This window comes from Cupriavidus ulmosensis, assembly GCF_977008105.1.
Genome location: NZ_CDRMWP010000002.1, coordinates 1,706,194 through 1,723,518, shown reverse-complemented (window position 1 = coordinate 1,723,518; position 17,325 = coordinate 1,706,194). Strand labels below are relative to the sequence as shown.

Annotated in this window: 14 protein-coding genes and 2 pseudogenes; 12 read left to right on the top strand and 4 right to left on the bottom strand. The window is 65.5% G+C overall.

Annotated elements, in window-relative coordinates; all coding sequences use genetic code 11:
* Positions 1–60 precede the first annotated feature (60 nt).
* Positions 61–1,662: an acyl-CoA synthetase gene (locus ACWTPI_RS27355; protein ID WP_454733292.1), complete on the top strand. Its 1,602-nt coding sequence runs from the start codon at positions 61–63 to the stop codon at positions 1,660–1,662.
* Between the two features lie 39 nt (positions 1,663–1,701).
* On the opposite strand, the gene ACWTPI_RS27350 is transcribed toward ACWTPI_RS27355, so the two are convergent.
* Entirely contained in the window at positions 1,702–1,866 is a 165-nt protein-coding gene (locus tag ACWTPI_RS27350) for a hypothetical protein (protein ID WP_454733291.1), read from the bottom strand.
* 96 nt (positions 1,867–1,962) lie between these two features.
* On the opposite strand from ACWTPI_RS27350, the gene ACWTPI_RS27345 reads away from it, so the two are divergent.
* Both ACWTPI_RS27345 and ACWTPI_RS27340 read left to right on the top strand, forming a co-directional pair.
* Positions 1,963–3,288 carry an MFS transporter gene (locus tag ACWTPI_RS27345; RefSeq protein WP_454733290.1) on the top strand — a complete coding sequence of 442 codons (1,326 nt, stop codon included), beginning with the start codon at positions 1,963–1,965 and terminating at the stop codon, positions 3,286–3,288.
* A 108-nt stretch (positions 3,289–3,396) separates the two neighbouring features.
* The gene (locus ACWTPI_RS27340) at positions 3,397–4,314 is read left to right on the top strand and encodes a LysR substrate-binding domain-containing protein (protein WP_059411653.1); all 918 of its coding nucleotides are present in this window, start codon (positions 3,397–3,399) and stop codon (positions 4,312–4,314) included.
* Positions 4,315–4,327: 13 nt separating this feature from the next.
* Here ACWTPI_RS27340 and ACWTPI_RS27335 read toward each other — a convergent pair whose 3' ends face one another.
* Positions 4,328–5,143 carry a class II aldolase/adducin family protein gene (locus ACWTPI_RS27335; protein WP_020205481.1) on the bottom strand — a complete coding sequence of 272 codons (816 nt, stop codon included), beginning with the start codon at positions 5,141–5,143 and terminating at the stop codon, positions 4,328–4,330.
* A gap of 207 nt (positions 5,144–5,350) precedes the next feature.
* Here ACWTPI_RS27335 and panE point away from each other — a divergent pair, with 207 nt between their 5' ends.
* Positions 5,351–6,274: a 2-dehydropantoate 2-reductase gene (gene panE / locus ACWTPI_RS27330; RefSeq protein WP_454733289.1), complete on the top strand. Its 924-nt coding sequence runs from the start codon at positions 5,351–5,353 to the stop codon at positions 6,272–6,274.
* Positions 6,275–6,298: 24 nt separating this feature from the next.
* Here panE and ACWTPI_RS27325 read toward each other — a convergent pair whose 3' ends face one another.
* A complete protein-coding gene (locus ACWTPI_RS27325; RefSeq protein ID WP_029044139.1) occupies positions 6,299–7,231 on the bottom strand; it encodes a LysR family transcriptional regulator in 933 nt (310 codons plus the stop codon).
* A 163-nt stretch (positions 7,232–7,394) separates the two neighbouring features.
* Here ACWTPI_RS27325 and ACWTPI_RS27320 point away from each other — a divergent pair, with 163 nt between their 5' ends.
* The 8 genes and pseudogenes from ACWTPI_RS27320 to tnpC all read left to right on the top strand — a co-directional run bounded on the left by ACWTPI_RS27320 (position 7,395) and on the right by tnpC (position 16,747).
* Positions 7,395–8,327: a dihydrodipicolinate synthase family protein gene (locus tag ACWTPI_RS27320; RefSeq protein ID WP_454733288.1), complete on the top strand. Its 933-nt coding sequence runs from the start codon at positions 7,395–7,397 to the stop codon at positions 8,325–8,327.
* 121 nt (positions 8,328–8,448) lie between these two features.
* Positions 8,449–9,090 carry a DsbA family oxidoreductase gene (locus ACWTPI_RS27315; protein ID WP_020205477.1) on the top strand — a complete coding sequence of 214 codons (642 nt, stop codon included), beginning with the start codon at positions 8,449–8,451 and terminating at the stop codon, positions 9,088–9,090.
* 178 nt (positions 9,091–9,268) lie between these two features.
* Positions 9,269–10,360, top strand: a complete 1,092-nt coding sequence (locus ACWTPI_RS27310; protein ID WP_454733287.1) for a mechanosensitive ion channel family protein — start codon at positions 9,269–9,271, stop codon at positions 10,358–10,360.
* A 106-nt stretch (positions 10,361–10,466) separates the two neighbouring features.
* Positions 10,467–11,187, top strand: a pseudogene (locus tag ACWTPI_RS27305) (epoxide hydrolase N-terminal domain-containing protein).
* Positions 11,188–11,398: 211 nt separating this feature from the next.
* Positions 11,399–12,613 (top strand): DUF262 domain-containing protein, encoded by a 1,215-nt coding sequence (locus tag ACWTPI_RS27300; protein ID WP_454733286.1) that lies wholly within the window; start codon positions 11,399–11,401, stop codon positions 12,611–12,613.
* Positions 12,614–12,649: 36 nt separating this feature from the next.
* A pseudogene (locus ACWTPI_RS27295) lies at positions 12,650–13,264 on the top strand (IS5 family transposase); the annotation flags it as partial.
* Between the two features lie 146 nt (positions 13,265–13,410).
* Complete coding sequence (locus tag ACWTPI_RS27290; protein WP_454731549.1) at positions 13,411–16,410, top strand: Tn3 family transposase; 3,000 nt, start codon at positions 13,411–13,413, stop codon at positions 16,408–16,410.
* Positions 16,403–16,747: a Tn3 family transposase post-transcriptional regulator TnpC gene (gene tnpC, locus ACWTPI_RS27285; protein WP_454731550.1), complete on the top strand. Its 345-nt coding sequence runs from the start codon at positions 16,403–16,405 to the stop codon at positions 16,745–16,747. Before ACWTPI_RS27290 ends, tnpC begins: the two co-directional genes overlap by 8 nt.
* 104 nt (positions 16,748–16,851) lie before the next feature.
* Here tnpC and merR read toward each other — a convergent pair whose 3' ends face one another.
* Positions 16,852–17,277 (bottom strand): Hg(II)-responsive transcriptional regulator, encoded by a 426-nt coding sequence (merR, locus tag ACWTPI_RS27280; protein ID WP_454731551.1) that lies wholly within the window; start codon positions 17,275–17,277, stop codon positions 16,852–16,854.
* Between the last annotated feature and the right edge of the window lie 48 nt (positions 17,278–17,325).

The following is a 17,325-nucleotide window of genomic DNA, read 5'->3' as shown; positions in this document are numbered from 1 at the left end:
GACCATGCCGGCGGCGACCGGCAGCTTGCGAGACAGGGGACATCGCGTATGGGAGACACCATGACCGCCTCATCATCCTCACCAGACGGCGACAGCGCCGGCATGCTGGCCCTCGGCATGGCCGACTGGCTGTGCCGCCGCGCCGCGCGCGGCCCGCAGCGCCCGGCGCTGACCAGCGGCGGGCAGACCTGGAGCTACGGCGAACTCGTCGCCCGCGCCGGCCGCATGGCCGCCGTGCTCGCCGCCGGCGGCGTGCGGCCCGGCCAGCGCGTGGGCTATCTCGGCCTGAACGACCCGCTGTTCCTGGTCACGCAGTTCGCATGCGGCTGGCTCGGCGCCATCTTCGTGCCGCTCAATTTCCGCCTGACCGGGCCCGAGCTGGCCTTCATCCTCAACGACGCCGGCGTGCATACTCTGTTCGCCGACGACGGCTACACCGACGTGATCGACGAAGTGCGCGGCCGGCTGGAGTGCCGGCGCTACCTGGCCCGCGCCGCCGCGCCCGGCTGGGAAGGGCTGGACGCGCTGCTGGCCGATGCCGGCGGCGGCAACGCACACGGCAATGCGCACCACAACGCCGCGCCGCCGCTGGCCGCCACCCGCCCCGACGACGTGGCCGCCATCATGTACACCTCCGGCACCACCGGCAACCCCAAGGGCGCCATGCTCACGCACGGCAACTTCTGGATCAACAACCTCAACGTCACCATGATGAGCGACATCGCCAGCACCGATGTCGGGCTCAACTTCGCGCCGCTGTTCCACGTCGGCGGCATGTGCTGCATCACGCTGCCGATCCTGATGGCCGGCGGCCACCTCGTCCTGCAGCGCAGCTTCGACCCCGCCGCCGTGATGCGCGACATCGCCACCCACCGCGTGACGCTCAGCTTCGCCGTGCCCGCCATGCTGCTGTTCATCAGCCAGCATCCGGACTTCGCGCGCGCCGACCTCTCCAGCGTGCGCGGCATCTCCGTGGGCGGCGCGCCCATGCCCGAGCCGCTGCTGCGCCTGTTCTCCGCGCGCGGCATCCCCGTCAACCAGGGCTACGGCCTGACCGAGACCGCCGCCGCCACCACCTTCCTCGCGCCCGAGCGCGGCGCGGACAAGCTCGGCTCGTGCGGCACGCCGGCCATGCTCACCGAAGTCTGCATCCGCGCGTTCAACGGCGCTCCCGTTGCCACCGCGCGGGAGCGCGGCGAGATCTGCGTGCGCGGCGGCAACGTCATGAAAGGCTACTGGAACCGCCCCGACGCCACCGCCGGCGCGTTCTACCCCGGCGGCTGGTTCCGCACCGGCGACGTCGGCTATACCGACGAGGAGGGCTTCTACTACATCTGCGACCGCCTCAAGGACATGGTCATCACCGGCGGCGAGAACGTCTACCCGGCCGAGGTGGAAAGCGTGCTGTACGACCACCCGGCCATCGCCGAAGTCGCCGTGATCGGCGCGCCCGATGCGCAATGGGGCGAGCACGTGGTGGCCGTGGTGGCGCTCAAGCCCGGCGCCAGCCTGACGCTGGAAGCATTGCAGGCGTTCGCCGAGCCGCGGCTGGCGCGTTACAAGCTGCCGCGCGAACTGCGGATGGTGGCGGCGCTGCCGCGCAATCCGACGGGCAAGGTGCTGAAGATCCGGCTGCGGGAGCAGGGCGGGCAGGGCGGCTAGCCGCCGTGAGGCTCGCGGCTCGTTGATTCGCCGCGCCGGTCAGGCAATATCCGGGTAAATACCGAAGCGCGTTTCCCCGGCCAGAACCGCCCCATTTCCGGGATTTTCCGCCGCAGATGGCGTCTCTATCGCTTCGTGTGCACCAATGCAGATCCGGTTGCCGGCTTTTCCTAACCAAGCTGGCGCATTGTGAAAGTCCGTCATAAGCCGTTCATCTTTTGTCCGTAGCGGGTCCCGGCCGCACCACGTAGATTCTGGTGCAACTCGTGGTCCGAGATACAGAAAAAAGGATGGATTGACATGACTGCCCCCATTGCGATGCCGCCCGAGATTGCAAGAAAGATCGCCTGGCGGCTGGCGCCGCTGATGATCCTGATGTACATGGCGAACCAGCTCGACCGTGCCAACATCGGCTACGCCGCGCTGACCATGAACCATGAGCTTGGCATGACGGCGGCCCAGTTCGGCCTCGCGGCAAGCCTGTTCTTTCTCGGTTATGTCCTGTTCGAGGTGCCCAGCAACCTGTGCATGTACCGCTTCGGCGCGCGCCTGTGGATGACGCGGATCATGCTGACCTGGGGCGTGGCGTCGTCGCTGACCAGCCTCGTGCCCAATGCCCAGTGGCTTTACGTGGCGCGCTTCTGCCTGGGCGTGTTCGAGGCCGGGCTGTTCCCCGGCATGGTCTATTACCTGACGCTCTGGCTGCCCACGCGCGACCGCGTCTGGATGATGTCCCTGTTCGTGACCGCGATCCCGCTGACCGGCGTGCTGGGCGCCCCGGTTTCCACCTGGCTGATGGAGAACGTGACGGTGTTCGGGCTGTCGGGCTGGCGCGCCATGATCTTCCTCGAAGGCCTGCCGTCCGTGGTCCTCGGCATCGTGGTGTATTTCTACCTGCCGGACAGCCCGGCCAAGGCACGCTGGTTCTCCGCGTCCGAGCAATCGACCATCGCCGCGGTGCTGGCGCAGGAACAGGCCTCGGCAAGCACGCGGGCCGGCCACGGCCTGGCCGCCGTCATCGCCAACGGGCGGGTCTGGGCGCTGGGCGTGGTGTACTTCGGCATCAACGCCGGCATCGTGTCCCTGCTGTATTTCCTGCCGCAGGTGGTCGCCTCGTTCGAGAAGACGCTCGGCGTCAAGTACACGATTCCCCAGATCGGCATGATCACCGCCATCCCCTTCGCGTTCGCGGTGGCCAGCATGCTGGTGTGGGGCCGCATCGTGAAGCGGCACCGCATCACCAGCCTGCACATCGCCGGGCCGCTGCTGGTGTGCGCCGCCGCGCTGACGGTCGCCATGTGGATGCGCTCGCCCTACGGCACCATCGCCGCCTTCGCGGTGGGAACGGCGGCTTGCTTCTGTACAATGACGACCTTCTGGCAACTGCCCAGCCGCTTCCTGGCCGAGCGCGCCGCCGCGGCGGGTATCGCGCTCATCACCAGCCTGGGAGTCTGCGCCGGTTTCGTGCTGCCCTATTTCATTGGCTGGTCCAAGGACGTCTCGGGCCACTTCGCCATCGCGTTCTATGGCGTCTCCGCCCTGATGCTGGTGTCGGCCTGCGTGGTCGTGGCGCTGGAGAGCAGCCGGGCGCCGGGGGCGGCGGCAAGGCCACAAGCGGTAAGCTGACCTTGTCGGCAGCCTAAGGGTGCGGTCCGGCGGACCGCGCCCGTTTTACCTTTGATCTGCCCGTACCGGACAAGCCGAAGGGCCGCCAACCAGGGCAAGGAGTAAACAATGCGTCGTGGCGTACCAAGCCTGGGATCGTTGCAGGCGTTCGAGGCGTCCGCCAGGCACGAGAGCTTTTCGAAGGCCGCCGCGGAACTGGCCCAGACCCACGGGGCCGTCTGCAAGAAGGTCAACGAGCTGGAAGAAGACCTGGGCGTGGCCCTGTTTCACCGCGTGCGCCAGCGCCTCGTGCTGACGCCGGCCGGCGCCGAATACGCGCGCCGCATCCGCGTGCACCTGGACCAGATCCGCCGCGACACGATCGAGCTGATCCGCTCGGAGAGCGAACTGCATCTGGACGTGGCCGTCGGCGTCTCGTTCGCCGCGCAGTGGCTGGTGCCGCGCCTGCAGAGTTTCTATGACCTGAACCCGGACATCCGCCTGCACATCATCGGGCGGGACCAGCCGAACTTCTTCGACGACTCCAATTTCGACGCGACCATCTATTTCGGCCAGCATCTGTGGGCGGGCATGACCGGCGCCGCGCTGGTCAGCGACGACCGCCTGGTGCTGGTGTGCGCGCCGGTCTGGTGCGACGGGCAGCGCGAGCTGCCGCTCGAGCGCATCGCCGCGGCGCCGTGGATCTACACGCGCGACATCCCGGCGGCCTGGACCGACTGGGGCGAATCGCTGGTCGGGCGGCCGCTGGAGCACGACGCGCCGACGCCCCACTACGACATGTTCGTCATGTCCATCAACGCCACGGTGGCGGGGCAGGGTCTGGCGCTGCTGCCGCGCAGCCTGGTCGACCGCGAACTGGCCAGCGGGCAGCTGGTTATCGCGCACCCGCACTTCGTGCCGAGCCCGAGCAACATCTATTTCGCGTTTCCCGAGCAGCGGCGCCACTGGGAGCCCGTGCGCCGGTTCGAGGCATGGCTGATCGACGCGGCGGCCAGCTACGTCCGGCGCGTGCAGGGCGCCGGTTGAAGCGGGCCCGCGGCTACCGGATGGCCGCCTGGTAGGCGCGCAGGTCCGGGCTCTCGCGCAGCAACTGTTCGAACAGGCCCTGGAAACCCAGCCACGCCACGTAGTCGGAGCCGATCTGGCGGCGCACGGAGCGCGCTTCCTCATCGGACAGCACGCTGAACTCGCCGGCCGCCTCGGCCAGCAGCTGGATCTGGCAGCAGCGTTCCATCGCCACGAAGCGGAAGGCCGCCGCGTCGACCGAGGTGCCGACCGTCAGCAGGCCGTGATTGACCAGCACCGCCGCCCGCCGGTCGCCCATCGACTGCGCGATGCGCCGCCCTTCGTCCGCCGCCAGCACCAGCACGTCGCCCTGGAACGCCACCTGGTCCTCGAAGAACAGGCAGGCCTCCTGGTTGATCGGCAGCAGCGTCCGGTGCCGCGCCGAGAACGCGCGGCCATAGACGGAATGCGTGTGCGCGGCGGCAACCACGTCGGGATTGCTGCCGTGAATGCCGCAATGGATCGCTGCCGCCGCCGCGTTCACCGGGCCGGTGCCCGCGTGGACCTTGCCGTGCTCGTCGATGCAGATCAGGTCGTCGGGGTGGATGGCGGAGAAATGCTGCGCATAGGCATTGACCCAGAAGCGGTCCGCATGCTCCGGGTCGCGCACCGTGATGTGGCCGGCGATGCCTTCGGCCAGCCCGAAGCGGGCGAAGATGCGGAACGCGGCGGCCAGCCGCAGCTTGCGGTCCCGGCGCGTGGCGTCGAGGGAATCGAATGCCTTCGGTGCGGGCAGGGCGCCGCCGATGGGCGTCGGGATCTGCAGGGCGCTATTCGCGATGTCGTTCACAAAGGTTCCAGATGGCTTGAGCAGATCCCATTCTGGGCGAGACCGGCAAGCGCCGCTATCGATGAATACTCACAGGCTGTTGATGGATTGGCAGCAGCGCGCCGCGGGCCCCGCCGGGTGGCCGCTGGCGTGCCGGCAGCCTCGCCCGCCAGCCACTACAATGGCGCATCGCCCGGCCTCCCGCCGGGCCGGATTCTGGAGTCGAAGATGCGTATTCTGGTTGTCGGAGCGGGCGCCACTGGCGGCTATTTCGGCGCGCGGCTGTTGCAGGTCGGGCGCGACGTGACGTTCCTGGTGCGCCCGCGGCGCGCCGCCCAACTGGCCGAGCACGGCCTGAAGGTCAAGAGCCAGCACGGCGACCTGCATTTCCCCAACCCGCCGCTGGTGCAGGTCGGGCAGATCGCGCAACCGTATGACGTGGTGCTGCTCAGTTGCAAGGCCTACGACCTCGACAGCGCGATGGACGGTTTCGCGCCCGCCGTGGGCCCGGGCACGGTCATCATCCCGCTGCTCAACGGCATGCAGCATCTGGACAAGCTCGATGCCCGCTTCGGCGCCGAACGGGTCATGGGCGGCCGCTGCCTGATTTCCAGCACGCTGGACGAGCAGGGCACCATCCTCCATCTTTCGGCTTTTCACGTGCTGTCCTTCGGCGAGCGTCCGTCCGGCAGCAGCGACCGCGCGCAGGCCCTGGCCGCCGTGTTCGGGGGCGCCGGCTTCGACGTGCAGCGCAGCGAGGCCATGCTGCAGGACATGTGGGAGAAATGGCTGTTCCTGGCCACGCTGGCATCGTCCACCTGCCTGATGCGGGCCGCCGTGGGCGACATCCTGGCCGCCCCGCACGGGCGCGACGTGATCGCGGCCCTGCTCGACGAGTGCACCGCCATCGCCGCGGCCAACGGCTATCCCGCGCGCGCGCCGGCGCTGGAACAGGCGGCGGCCTCGCTGTTCAAGGAAGGCTCGCCGATGACGGCGTCGATGCTGCGCGACCTCGAGCGCGGTGGCGCCATCGAATCCGACCAGATCGTGGGCGACCTGCTGGCGCGCCGCGGCCCGGTGCCGGCGCCGACGCTGCAGATGGCGCTGGCCAGCCTGAAGGCCTACGAGGCGCGCCGCGCGCGCGGCGGCTGACCGGCCATCCCGCCGGGCGGCACCTCAATCCGGCTTGCCGGCCCGCAGCGCCGCGATCAGCCGCCGGGCCGCCGCCGAGAGCGTGCCGCCGCGCCGCGTGACGATGCCGAAGGTGTCGTTGCGCGACTGCATCTTCACCGGCAGGATGCGCAGCATCTTCTGGCGCGCGTAGGGCTCGGCCACGCTGGTCGGCAGCAGCGACACGAGGTTGGCATTGCCCTGCAGCAAGGCCACCGTGACCAGCGTGGAGGCCGTGGTGATGGCGTTGGCCGGCATGCTCATGCCGGCCAGGTCCAGCTCGCGCAGCAGCAGCGCGTGCATCGGCATCTGGGCGGGATAGATGACCCAGCGGTATCTCGCCAGGTCGGCAAAGGCGAGTTCGCGCGCGCGCGGCGCCGCGTGGGCGTGGCCGACCACCACCGAGATCGGCTCGTTGCCCAGCGCCTCGTAGCGGTAGCGGGCGGGTTGGTCGCTCACCAGCGCGCGGCCGATGACGAGGTCCAGCCGGCCGTCGTCGAGCAGGCCCAGCATGCGCAGGCTGGTGTCTTCCACGATCTCGATCGACAGGTTGGGCTGCTCAGCCTGGAGGCTGGCCAGCGCGGGCGCCAGCACGCCGGTGACGGCGCCCATGATGACCCCCACGGCAAGCCGCCCGGCCGTGCCCGAGCGGATTTCGGCCATGTCCTGGCACAGCGCGGTAAGGTCCGTGGCCAGCAGCCGCGCATAGCGGATCACGCAATGGCCGAACGGGTTGGGCTGCATGCCGGTCCGGGTCCGCTCGAACAGCGGCGCGTCCAGCATGCTCTCCAGTTCCTGCAGGGCCTTGCTGGCGGCCGATTGCGTCATGGCCATGACGGATGCCGCCTGGTGCAGCGATTTGTGGTCGTCCAGCGCGATCAGCAACTGCAGTTGCTTCATGCGCAGGCGCGACATCAGTACGTCGAGGGTGGCTCTCATGGGCGTGCGGCGTCCAGGGTCAGGTCTTGTCCGGCGGGCCAGTGAGTCGTAAAAGCGATCGCCAGATGGAAAGGTTTCAATATACATCGGACGCCGGACGCTCTTATATTGCGCAAGCACCCGAGACAAGAACACGGCCCCTGCGCACGACAAGGAGACAGACATGACCCAGCCAGCCCGCCAAACCGCCTACCGGGGCGTATTCCCGGTCGCGCCGACCATCTTCGACGAGCAGGGCGGCCTCGACCTCGATGGCCAGCGCCGCTGCATCGACTTCATGATCGACGCCGGCTCCAACGGCATCTGCATCCTGGCCAACTTCTCGGAGCAGTTCGTGCTGACCGACGCCGAGCGCAGCACGCTGATGGCCACGGTGCTCGACCACGTGGCGGGGCGCGTGCCGGTGATCGTCACCACCACGCACTTCAGCTCGCACATCTGCGCCGAACGCAGCCGCGCCGCGCAGGACGCCGGCGCCGCGATGGTGATGGTGATGCCGCCGTACCACGGCGCCACCATCCGCGTGCCCGAGCACGCCATCCATGCGTTCTACGCCACGGTGTCCGACGCCATCGACATCCCCATCATGATCCAGGACGCGCCGGTCAGCGGCACCACGCTGTCCGCGCCGTTCCTCGCGCGCATGGCGAAGGAAATCGCCAACGTGTCGTATTTCAAGATCGAGGTGCCGCAATCGGCGGCCAAGCTGCGCGAGCTGATCGCGCTCGGCGGCGACGCCATCGTCGGCCCGTGGGACGGCGAGGAAGCCATCACGCTGATGGCCGACCTCGACGCCGGCGCCACCGGCGCCATGACCGGCGCGGGCTTCCCGGACGGCATCCGCCGCATCGTCGATGCCTACCAGGCCGGCGACGCCGAGGGCGCCGCCGACCACTACCAGCAATGGCTGCCGCTCATCAACTACGAGAACCGCCAGGGCTGGCTGGCCACCAGCAAGGTGCTGATGAAGGAGGGCGGCGTGATCGCCTCCGACGCGGTGCGCCATCCGCTCCAGCCGATGTACCCGGCCACGCGCGCGGGGCTGCTCAAGATCGCGCGCCGGCTGGACCCGCTGGTGTTGCGCTGGGGGCGTTGAGCGGGCGGCGGACATGCCCGAATCGCCATCCTGCAAGGATCGGCGATTCGGGCTACCCTGTCGGGCCATCCTGACCTTCTATCGGGCCGGCCGCACCGCAGGCCGCGCCACCAGATCCGCCATGACACAGCCGCTCAGAATCGATTTTGTCTCCGACATCGCCTGCCCGTGGTGCGCCGTCGGCCTGTCCTCGCTCCAGCTTGCGCTGTCGCGGCTTGGCGACGCCGTGGACGCCGAGATCGTGCTCCATCCGTTCGAGCTGAACCCGCAGATGGGACCGGACGGCGAAGCCATCGTCGACTATCTCGGCAAGAAATACGGGCGCACGCCCGCGCAGATCGCCGAGACCCAGGCCATGATCCGCGAGCGCGGCGCCGCCGTCGGCTTTGCCTTCGGCCCGCGCGAACAGGTCTACAACACCTTCGACGCGCACCGCCTGCTGCACTGGGCCGGCCTGCACGGCAAGCAACTGCCGCTCAAGCTCGCGCTGCTGCGCGCTTACCATAGCGACGGCAAGGACCCCAGCAACCACGACGTGCTGGTCGAGGCCGCGCAGGCGGCGGGGCTCGACCCCGCGCAGGCGCGCCAGGTGCTGCAACACGGCGACTACGCCGGCGAAGTGCGCGCCGAAGAGCAGGAATACCAGGGCATGGGCATCCAGTCCGTGCCGTCGATCATCTTCAACAAGCGCTATCTGCTGACCGGCGCGCAGCCGGTGGAAGCCTTCGAGCAGGCCATCCGCCAGATCCTGGCCGAAGGCTGAACGCGGCGCGGCGCGCGGCTGCCACGGCGCCCGCGCCGGCCTGCCCCGGTATTGCCGCGCGCACGGACCCACGTGACTGCGGCGGCCCGCCCCGAGGGGGCGGGCGAAACTTCCGTGCCATCCCCGTGTCCTTCCCTGCATAATCGCCGCAGTCGCGACGACACAGGACGACCGACCGATGAACATGGCAATCCTCCTCGCCCATCCCTGGTTCGGCACATGGACCGCGGCCGTGGTCGCCGTGGCCATTGCGCTGCTGGCGCACCGCCTCGGCGGCCTGCTGCTGTTGCGCATCACCCGCCACGCGCCGCTGCTGCACGCCGTCGTCAGGAAAGCGCGCGCGCCGTCGACGGTGGTCCTGCCCCTGCTGGCGCTGCAAACGGTCTGGCAGGCCGCGCCGGACGAACTGCGCTGGATCGACAGCGTGCGCCATCTCAACGGCCTGCTGATGATCGCCGCCACCACCTGGCTGGTGGCGCGCATCATCGCCGGCTGCGCGCAAGGCATCATGGACCGCCACCCCGTGGACGTGGCCGACAACATGAACGCGCGCCGCATCCACACGCAGACCCGCGTGCTCGCGCGCACCGCCATGACGCTGGTGGTGGTCATGGGCGCCGCCATGCTGCTCATGACCTTCCCCGGCGCCCGCCAGGTCGGCGCCAGCCTGCTGGCCTCCGCCGGCGTGCTCGGCCTGATCGCCGGCTTCGCCGCCAAGCCCGTGTTCAGCAACCTCATCGCCGGCCTGCAACTCGCGCTGACCCAGCCGATCCGGCTCGACGACGTGCTCATCATCGAAGGCGAGTGGGGCCGCGTGGAAGAAATCACCGGCACTTACGTCGTGCTGCGCATCTGGGACGAGCGCCGCCTCATCATCCCGCTGCAGTACTTCATCGAAAAGCCGTTCCAGAACTGGACCCGCAACAACGCCCAGATCATGGGGTCCGTGTTCTTCTATGTCGACTACGGCATGCCGCTGGCGCCGCTGCGCGCGGAACTGGAGCGCATCGTGCGCGCGGCGCCGCAGTGGGACCAGCGCTTTTTCAACCTCGTGGTGGCCGATGCCACGGAGCGGACGATGCAGCTGCGGGTGCTGTGCACCGCGGCTTCTTCGGGGCTGGCGTGGGATTTGCGCTGCGTGGTGCGGGAAGGGCTGATTGATTTCATGCAGCGGGAGTATCCGCAGTTTTTGCCGAGGCTGCGCATCGAAGGTGACGAAAGCGTACCGCCGCGAAACACGCCACCGCAAGAGTCACCCGCAGAACAATAGATCCGCGCCCCGGGGGCTACACAGAGATACAAAGCCACACACCGGAGATACATCCGCCATCTAGTATTCCGTCCACCTGCACAGCAACAGCATAAGGTGGATCACGATGACCTACGTAAAGACTCCCGCTTACAGGCGCCTGCTCGTCACTTCAGCGCTGGCTGGCGCGATAGCGCTTCTTTTTCCCGTGGCGTCCCACGCCGCAACCGCAACGCCGGCGGCAGCCCCGGCAGGCGCAGCAAAAGCATCCTCGGACGCGCAGTATGCCAGCGACACCGCCATCCGTCCGTTCCGGTTCCACGCCTCCGACAAGGAGCTCGCCGACCTGCTCCGCCGGATCGCCGCGACCAAATGGCCAGGCCGCGAACTGGTCAACGACGCGAAACAAGGCGTGCAACTGGAGACGATGCGCAAGCTCGCGCAATACTGGTCGACCGACTACGACTGGCGCAAAGCCGAGGCGAAGCTCAACGCCTTGCCCCAGTTCGTGACATCGCGCGCGTCTTTGACGGCAAACCTGAAGGCCTCACGCGGGACGACGTGCCGGACAACATCACGCTCTACTGGCTCACCAACACCGCGGTGTCTTCGGCACGCCTTTACTGGGAGAACAAGTTTGCGTTCTTCGTCCCCAAGGGCATAAAGATCCCGGTCGCGGTCAGCGCGTTCCCGGACGAGCTTTATCAGGCGCCCAGGAGCTGGGTGGAGAAAGCGTTCCCGAATCTGCTGTACTACAGCTGGGCGGAGAAGGGGGGCACTCTGCGGCTTGGGAGCAGCCGGAGGCGCTTACTGAGGACTTGCGGGCTGGGTTTAGGTCGTTGCGGTAGCAGGGCGTTGGGCTTCTTTCGGGCTTGGGGCGGGAGGATCGCTCGGTCATTGGCACATCCCTCATCCCTGACTTCTGAGGGGTGGGGGATGCCGTTTACCATTCGTGAACATCCTGCACGATCGCTGGAAAGGCCAGCATTGCTCATTGTGATATCTGGCTCGCTGGGATCCTGAGATAGTTTAAGATGGCCTTTTTTCCGTCGAGGCATCATGTCAGAACTCGCATCTCAACCGACGTCGATCCAGTCCGTGTACACAATGTACCGCGAAGACAAACTGTTCGTAAATCGTCGCTATCAGCGAAAACTGGTTTGGACGCTGGAAGAAAAGCAGCGCCTCATCGAATCGATCGTGAAACGCTATCCGATTCCAGCAATCCTGATAGCGGAGAGGAAGTCTGGCGATGGCTATGAAATAATTGACGGTCTCCAGCGATTGCACGCGATTGTTTCCTTTATCGAGACTGGCTTTTCATCACTGGATGGTGACTTTTTTGACGTCAAACACTTCCCGACAGCGAAGGCGAGTGCTGATGCTGGCCTTTTCTCCATCACAGATACTCAAAACTGGATTAGTCAAAAGGATGTAAGCGCCGTTCTTGATTATACGCTTGCACTTTCCGTCATGAGAAATGCGACGGATGAGGAGGTGAATGATGTATTCGGTAGAATTAATACATATGGCCATCGTCTCAGCGATCAAGAGCGCCGCCAAGCTGGCGTCGAAAACGAATTTTCTCAGATGGTTAGACTGATAGCTTGCGGTGTCCGCGGGGACGCTTCGGCAGATATACTCCCTCTCAAATCGATGCCAAGTATTAGCATTGATCTGCCCATGGTAAAGCATGGTTACGAAGTCAAGGCGGACGAGGTAGTGTGGGTCGAGCAAGGTGTGCTTCGCTCAACAGACCTGCGGGATAGCATGGACGAGCAATGCATCGCTGACATCGCGGCATGCATCGTAGGCGGCCAACTAATTGAACGTTCAAAAGATGCACTCGACGCAATATACGACTCTGCGACCGCTGAGAGTGAGCGGGTGAACAACGCCCTTGAAGTATATGGTGCCGATAAATTTTCTCAAGAATTCAAGTTCTGCCTCGATCAGATACTCACCGTTTGCGAGGCGAATGGCCGATCCAAGCTTCGAAATATTATCTTCACGAGAGGGACGACCAACGCGTTTCCAGCGGTATTTGCGATTATCCTTGTCGCTTTTCACGAGTTGACCGTGAAAGACGGAATGGTTATGTCCGATCCCTTGGCTGTAAAGAAAGCCCTTACCGGATTGTACAATCGCATCGACACCAGTCGAGGTGCGACTTCTCCTGCTGAACGGCGAAGAAATATCGACACGGTTAAGGGGTTGATTGTTAGGGAAAGACTGATTTATTCAGAACGAAAGTCATCGTTGGGTGGCTTGTAAGCGTTGTCATATGCATGCCCAAGAGATGAGTCGGAGATGAAGCGACAGATCAGTTTTGCGGAAGCGGAAAGCCACGGTAAGAAGCGGGTGACGCGCCGCCAGCGCTTCCTGACGGAGATGGAAAGCGTGGTGCCGTGGTCGCGCCTGATTGCGGCGGTCGAGCCGTACTACCCCAAAGGCAAACGCGGACGGCCGCCGATCGGTCTGGAGCGGATGCTGCGCATTTACTTCCTGCAGCAGTGGTACGGGCTGTCGGACGAGGCACTGGAAGACGCGCTGTACGACAGCGTGGCGATGCGGGCGTTTGCCGGGATCGACCTGGCAGTCGAAGCGGTGCCAGACGCGACCACGCTCCTCAAGTTTCGCCGCATGCTCGTCGAGCATGAGCTGACGCGAAAGCTGTTCGACGAGATCGGCATCATGCTGTGCGAGCGTGGGCTGATGATGAAGGAAGGCACGATTGTGGATGCCACCATCATCGAGGCGCCACCTTCGACCAAGAACAAGGAGAAGAGCCGCGACCCGGAGATGCACCAGACCAAGAAGGGTAATGAATGGCACTTTGGCATGAAGGCGCATGTCGGCGTGGATGCGGCTTCGGGGCTGGTACACAGCGTGGTGGGCACTGCAGCGAACGCGTCGGAGGGATCATGCCAAGATGCGGCCAATCGGCGATCATAAGCCCTGGGGTTATATAGATAAGCAAAAACATTTCGGTTAGTTATAACTCTGGTCTGGAACTTTGCCATCGTCCTCGGCTAGACTGGCTGGCCCTTCAGAGATTGCCGAGATCCTGTATGGCCACCGTCGAGCGTACCGCCTACCCGAGTTTCCCGAAGGTTTTCTCCACCAAGGAGTTACAGGCGTGTTACACGCCGGATGCCGAGGAACTGGAGTGGGCCACCCGCTCAACCCGTGGACAAGGTCCGCGACTTGGCTTGCTGGTGCTGCTGAAGGTCTTCCAGCAACTGCATTACTTCCCCAACCTGGACAGCATTCCCGTCGTCGTGATCGACCATGTGCGCGCCAGCGCTGGTCTGGCGCTAGATGCCGCATTTGGCTATGACCGCAAGCTGTCCCCCACGCTGTACCGGCATTACACGGCGGTACGCGAATTTCTCGGCGTCCAGCCCTATATTGGCACGGATGCCAACGAGGTCACGATCCGCGCCGCGCGCGAAGCCGCGGAAACGATGGACCAGCAAGTGGACATCATCAATGCCACCATCGATGCGCTGATCCTGCGCCAGGTCGAGCTGCCAGCGTTCTCCACCCTAGACAACATCGCCGAGCAGATTCACACCCGCACGCAGACCGCGCTGTTTCGACGCGTCGCAAGGCGCTTGTCGGATGAGGAACGGCAGCGGCTGGACCGGCTTCTCACCCGGGAATTCACCAACCGCCTGACCGCCTACAACAACATCAAGCGCCACGCGCGCCGTCCATCACGCAAGCATCTCAGCCTACTCATAGAACACCTGACCTTACTCGACGGTCTTGGCGATTTCTCTCGCGCAATCGCAGGCGTGCCCGCCTCGAAGCTGCGCTCGCTGGCCAGCCAGGCCATGAGCCTGGACGCGGCCAATCTACGGGAGATCCTGCCTGAGAAGCGCTACACGCTGATCGTCGCCTTGCTTAACCATATGCGCGTGCGCACCCGCGACGATCTCGCGGAGATGTTCATCCGTCGCATGGGCACCATCCACAAGCGGGCGCGCGATGAGATGGAGCGCATCCAGTCCCGTCAGCGCGCGCAGATGGAGAAGCTGGTCACCTTGCTCGACGGCGTGGTCGATATCGTCGCCGATGGCCAGGACGACGCGCTGATCGGCCGGCAGGTGCGCCGCTTCCTCGCGCCGTCCGGCGATCTGGAGCCGCTGCGCGAGAGCTGCGCCGAGGTGCGGGCCTTCAGCGGCAACAACTACCTGCCGCTGCTATGGCGGCATTTCCGCGCGCACCGCTCCGTGATGCTGCGCCTGGCGCAGGTGCTTGAATGGGAGTCGACCAGCCAGTCGCGCACGCTGCTGGCGGCACTTGCGGTGGTGCTGGACAACGAATCCCTGCATCGCGAATGGATTGCCGCCGACGTCGATGTGAGCTTCGCCTCGGAACGCTGGCGAAAGCTGGTGCGCCGCCCCCACGACCAGGGCGCCCCCACCAATCGGCGCTACCTGGAACTCTGCGTGCTCTCGCATATGGTCAACGAGCTACGCTCCGGCGACCTGTGCGTGGTGGGGTCGGATGCCTTTGCCGATTACCGTGCGCACCTACTGCCCTGGCGGGAATGCGAACGGCGCCTGCCCGAATACTGCGCCAAGCTGGACATGCCGGCCAACGCGCAGGACTTCGTGGCGCATCTACGCCAGTGGCTGACCGACACGGCGCGTACGCTGGATGCCAGTTTTCCCGACAAGCGCCAGCACGTCACCATCGGCCAGGACGGCGAACCCGTGCTCAAGCGGACGATCGCCAGGGAGATCCCGGCCAGCGCGGTGGCCCTGCAACAGGCGCTGATCCGGCGCATGCCCACGCGCAATCTGCTGGACGTGCTGGCCAACATCGAGCACTGGACCCACTTCACGCGGCACTTCGGCCCGCTCTCCGGCAGCGACCCCAAGATCCGCAATGCCGCCGAGCGCTACCTGCTGACTATCTTCGCCATGGGCTGCAACCTGGGGCCCACCCAGGCCGCCCGCCATATGGGGGATCGGGTCACGCCGCACATGATGTCGTTCGTCAACCGCCGGCATCTGAGCCTGGAGCGTCTCGAAACCGCGCAGCGGGAATTGATCGAACTGTATCTGCGGCTCGACCTGCCCAAGCACTGGGGGGATGGCAAGACCGTCGCGGCTGACGGCACTCAGTACGACTTCTACGACAACAACCTGCTGGCCGGCTACCACTTCCGCTACCGCAAGATGGGCGCGGTGGCCTACCGGCACGTGGCCGACAACTACATCGCGGTGTTCCGGCATTTCATTCCGCCCGGCGTGTGGGAAGCCATCTACGTGATCGAGGGTCTGCTCAAGGCCGGCTTGAGTGTCGAGGCCGATACCGTGCACGCCGACACCCAGGGCCAGTCGGCCGCGGTGTTCGCCTTCACGCATCTGCTGGGCATCAACCTGATGCCGCGCATCCGCAACTGGCAGGATCTGAAGCTTTACCGAGCCGATGCCAACACCAAATACAAGCACATCGACCGGCTGTTCTCGGACATCGTGGACTGGGAGCTGATCGCCTTCCACTGGCAGGACCTGATGCAGGTAGCGCTATCGATTCAGGCCGGAACAATCTCCTCGCCGCTCCTGCTGCGCCGGTTCGGCTCGGAAAGCCGCCGCAACCGCCTGTTTCTGGCGGCGCAGGAACTCGGCAAGGTCGTGCGCACAGCGTTCCTGCTCGAATGGATCGGCAGCCGCGAGTTGCGCCAGGAGATCACCGCGACCACCAACAAGATCGAGTCCTACAATGGCTTTGCCAAATGGTTCTCATTCGGCGGTGACGTGCTGGCCGAAAACGACCCCGACGAACAGCAGAAGCGCCTGCGCTACAACGACCTGATCGCCTCGGCCGTGATTCTTCAGAACACGGCGGACATGATGCAGGCCCTGCGCGCGATGGTGAAGGAAGGGATCAAGGTCGACGTGGCCGACATCGGCTTCCTGAGTCCCTACCTCACCAGCAACATCAAGCGCTTCGGCGACTATAAACTCAATTTGGAGCGGTTGCCGGAAGCCTGGATTCGCGACAGCCTCTTTGCCGGCCCCGCCCATTCCGTCCGCAAACCGCGTCATGCCTGACACCGATACCCCTTACGGCAGGGTCGACGCCGAGGCGTTGCAAGCGCTTCGGGACACGTTCGACACGACCACCATCCTGCGCGTGGTGGACCAACTCGATGCGATCCGCGCGCGTTGCTGTGAGCCAGCCGGGCTGCGCGACGATCTGCTGTGCTTGCACGGCATGGCACATACTCTGATCAACGGCGCCGCATTGTCGTATCCAACCACTGGTCCGACCCTCGTGGACCAAGCCGAGGCCATCATAGAAGAACTGGACGACTGGATCGTGCTGCTCAAGCGCGCCGTGCATGCGCTGCGCCCACTAGAGCCGCTGCGCCCCCGCGACGATGTCTGACTCGGCCAGGTCGCTTGCCCGTCGAGACGGCACATGTGAGGCCGGCTGCGACGAAGCGGCAGAAGCAGAAGCCGGAACGAGCTGGAGCAGCGTAGCCGCATCCACTACGCCCTTTGGCGAACTTTTCCCGCTAGCAGCGATGCGATCAGCGGGCAGGATACGTTGCCCTGGCGGGCATGGCAGGCGCACACCAGCTCAGACAGCACGGCCTCCATGCGTCTCAGGTCGGCAAGCTTTGCGCGCACGTCGTTGAGCTTGCGCTCGGCCAGGCTGCTGGCTTCCGCGCAATGAGTGCCGTCCTCCAGGCGAAGCAGTTCGCCGATTTCTTCCAGACTGAATCCCAGCCGCTGGGCCGATTTCATGAAGCGCACCCGGACCACAGCCGTTTCGCCATAGCGACGAATCCCGCCGGCGGGCTTGTCTGGCTCTGGCAGCAGCCCCTTGCGCTGGTAGAACCGGATGGTCTCCACGTTGACACCAGCCGCCTTGGCGAAGGCGCCGATGGTCAGGTTCTCCAATTCGCTCCACATATCGCTTTGCTCCGTACATTAGTACGGAAGTAAGGTTACGCTATCCCT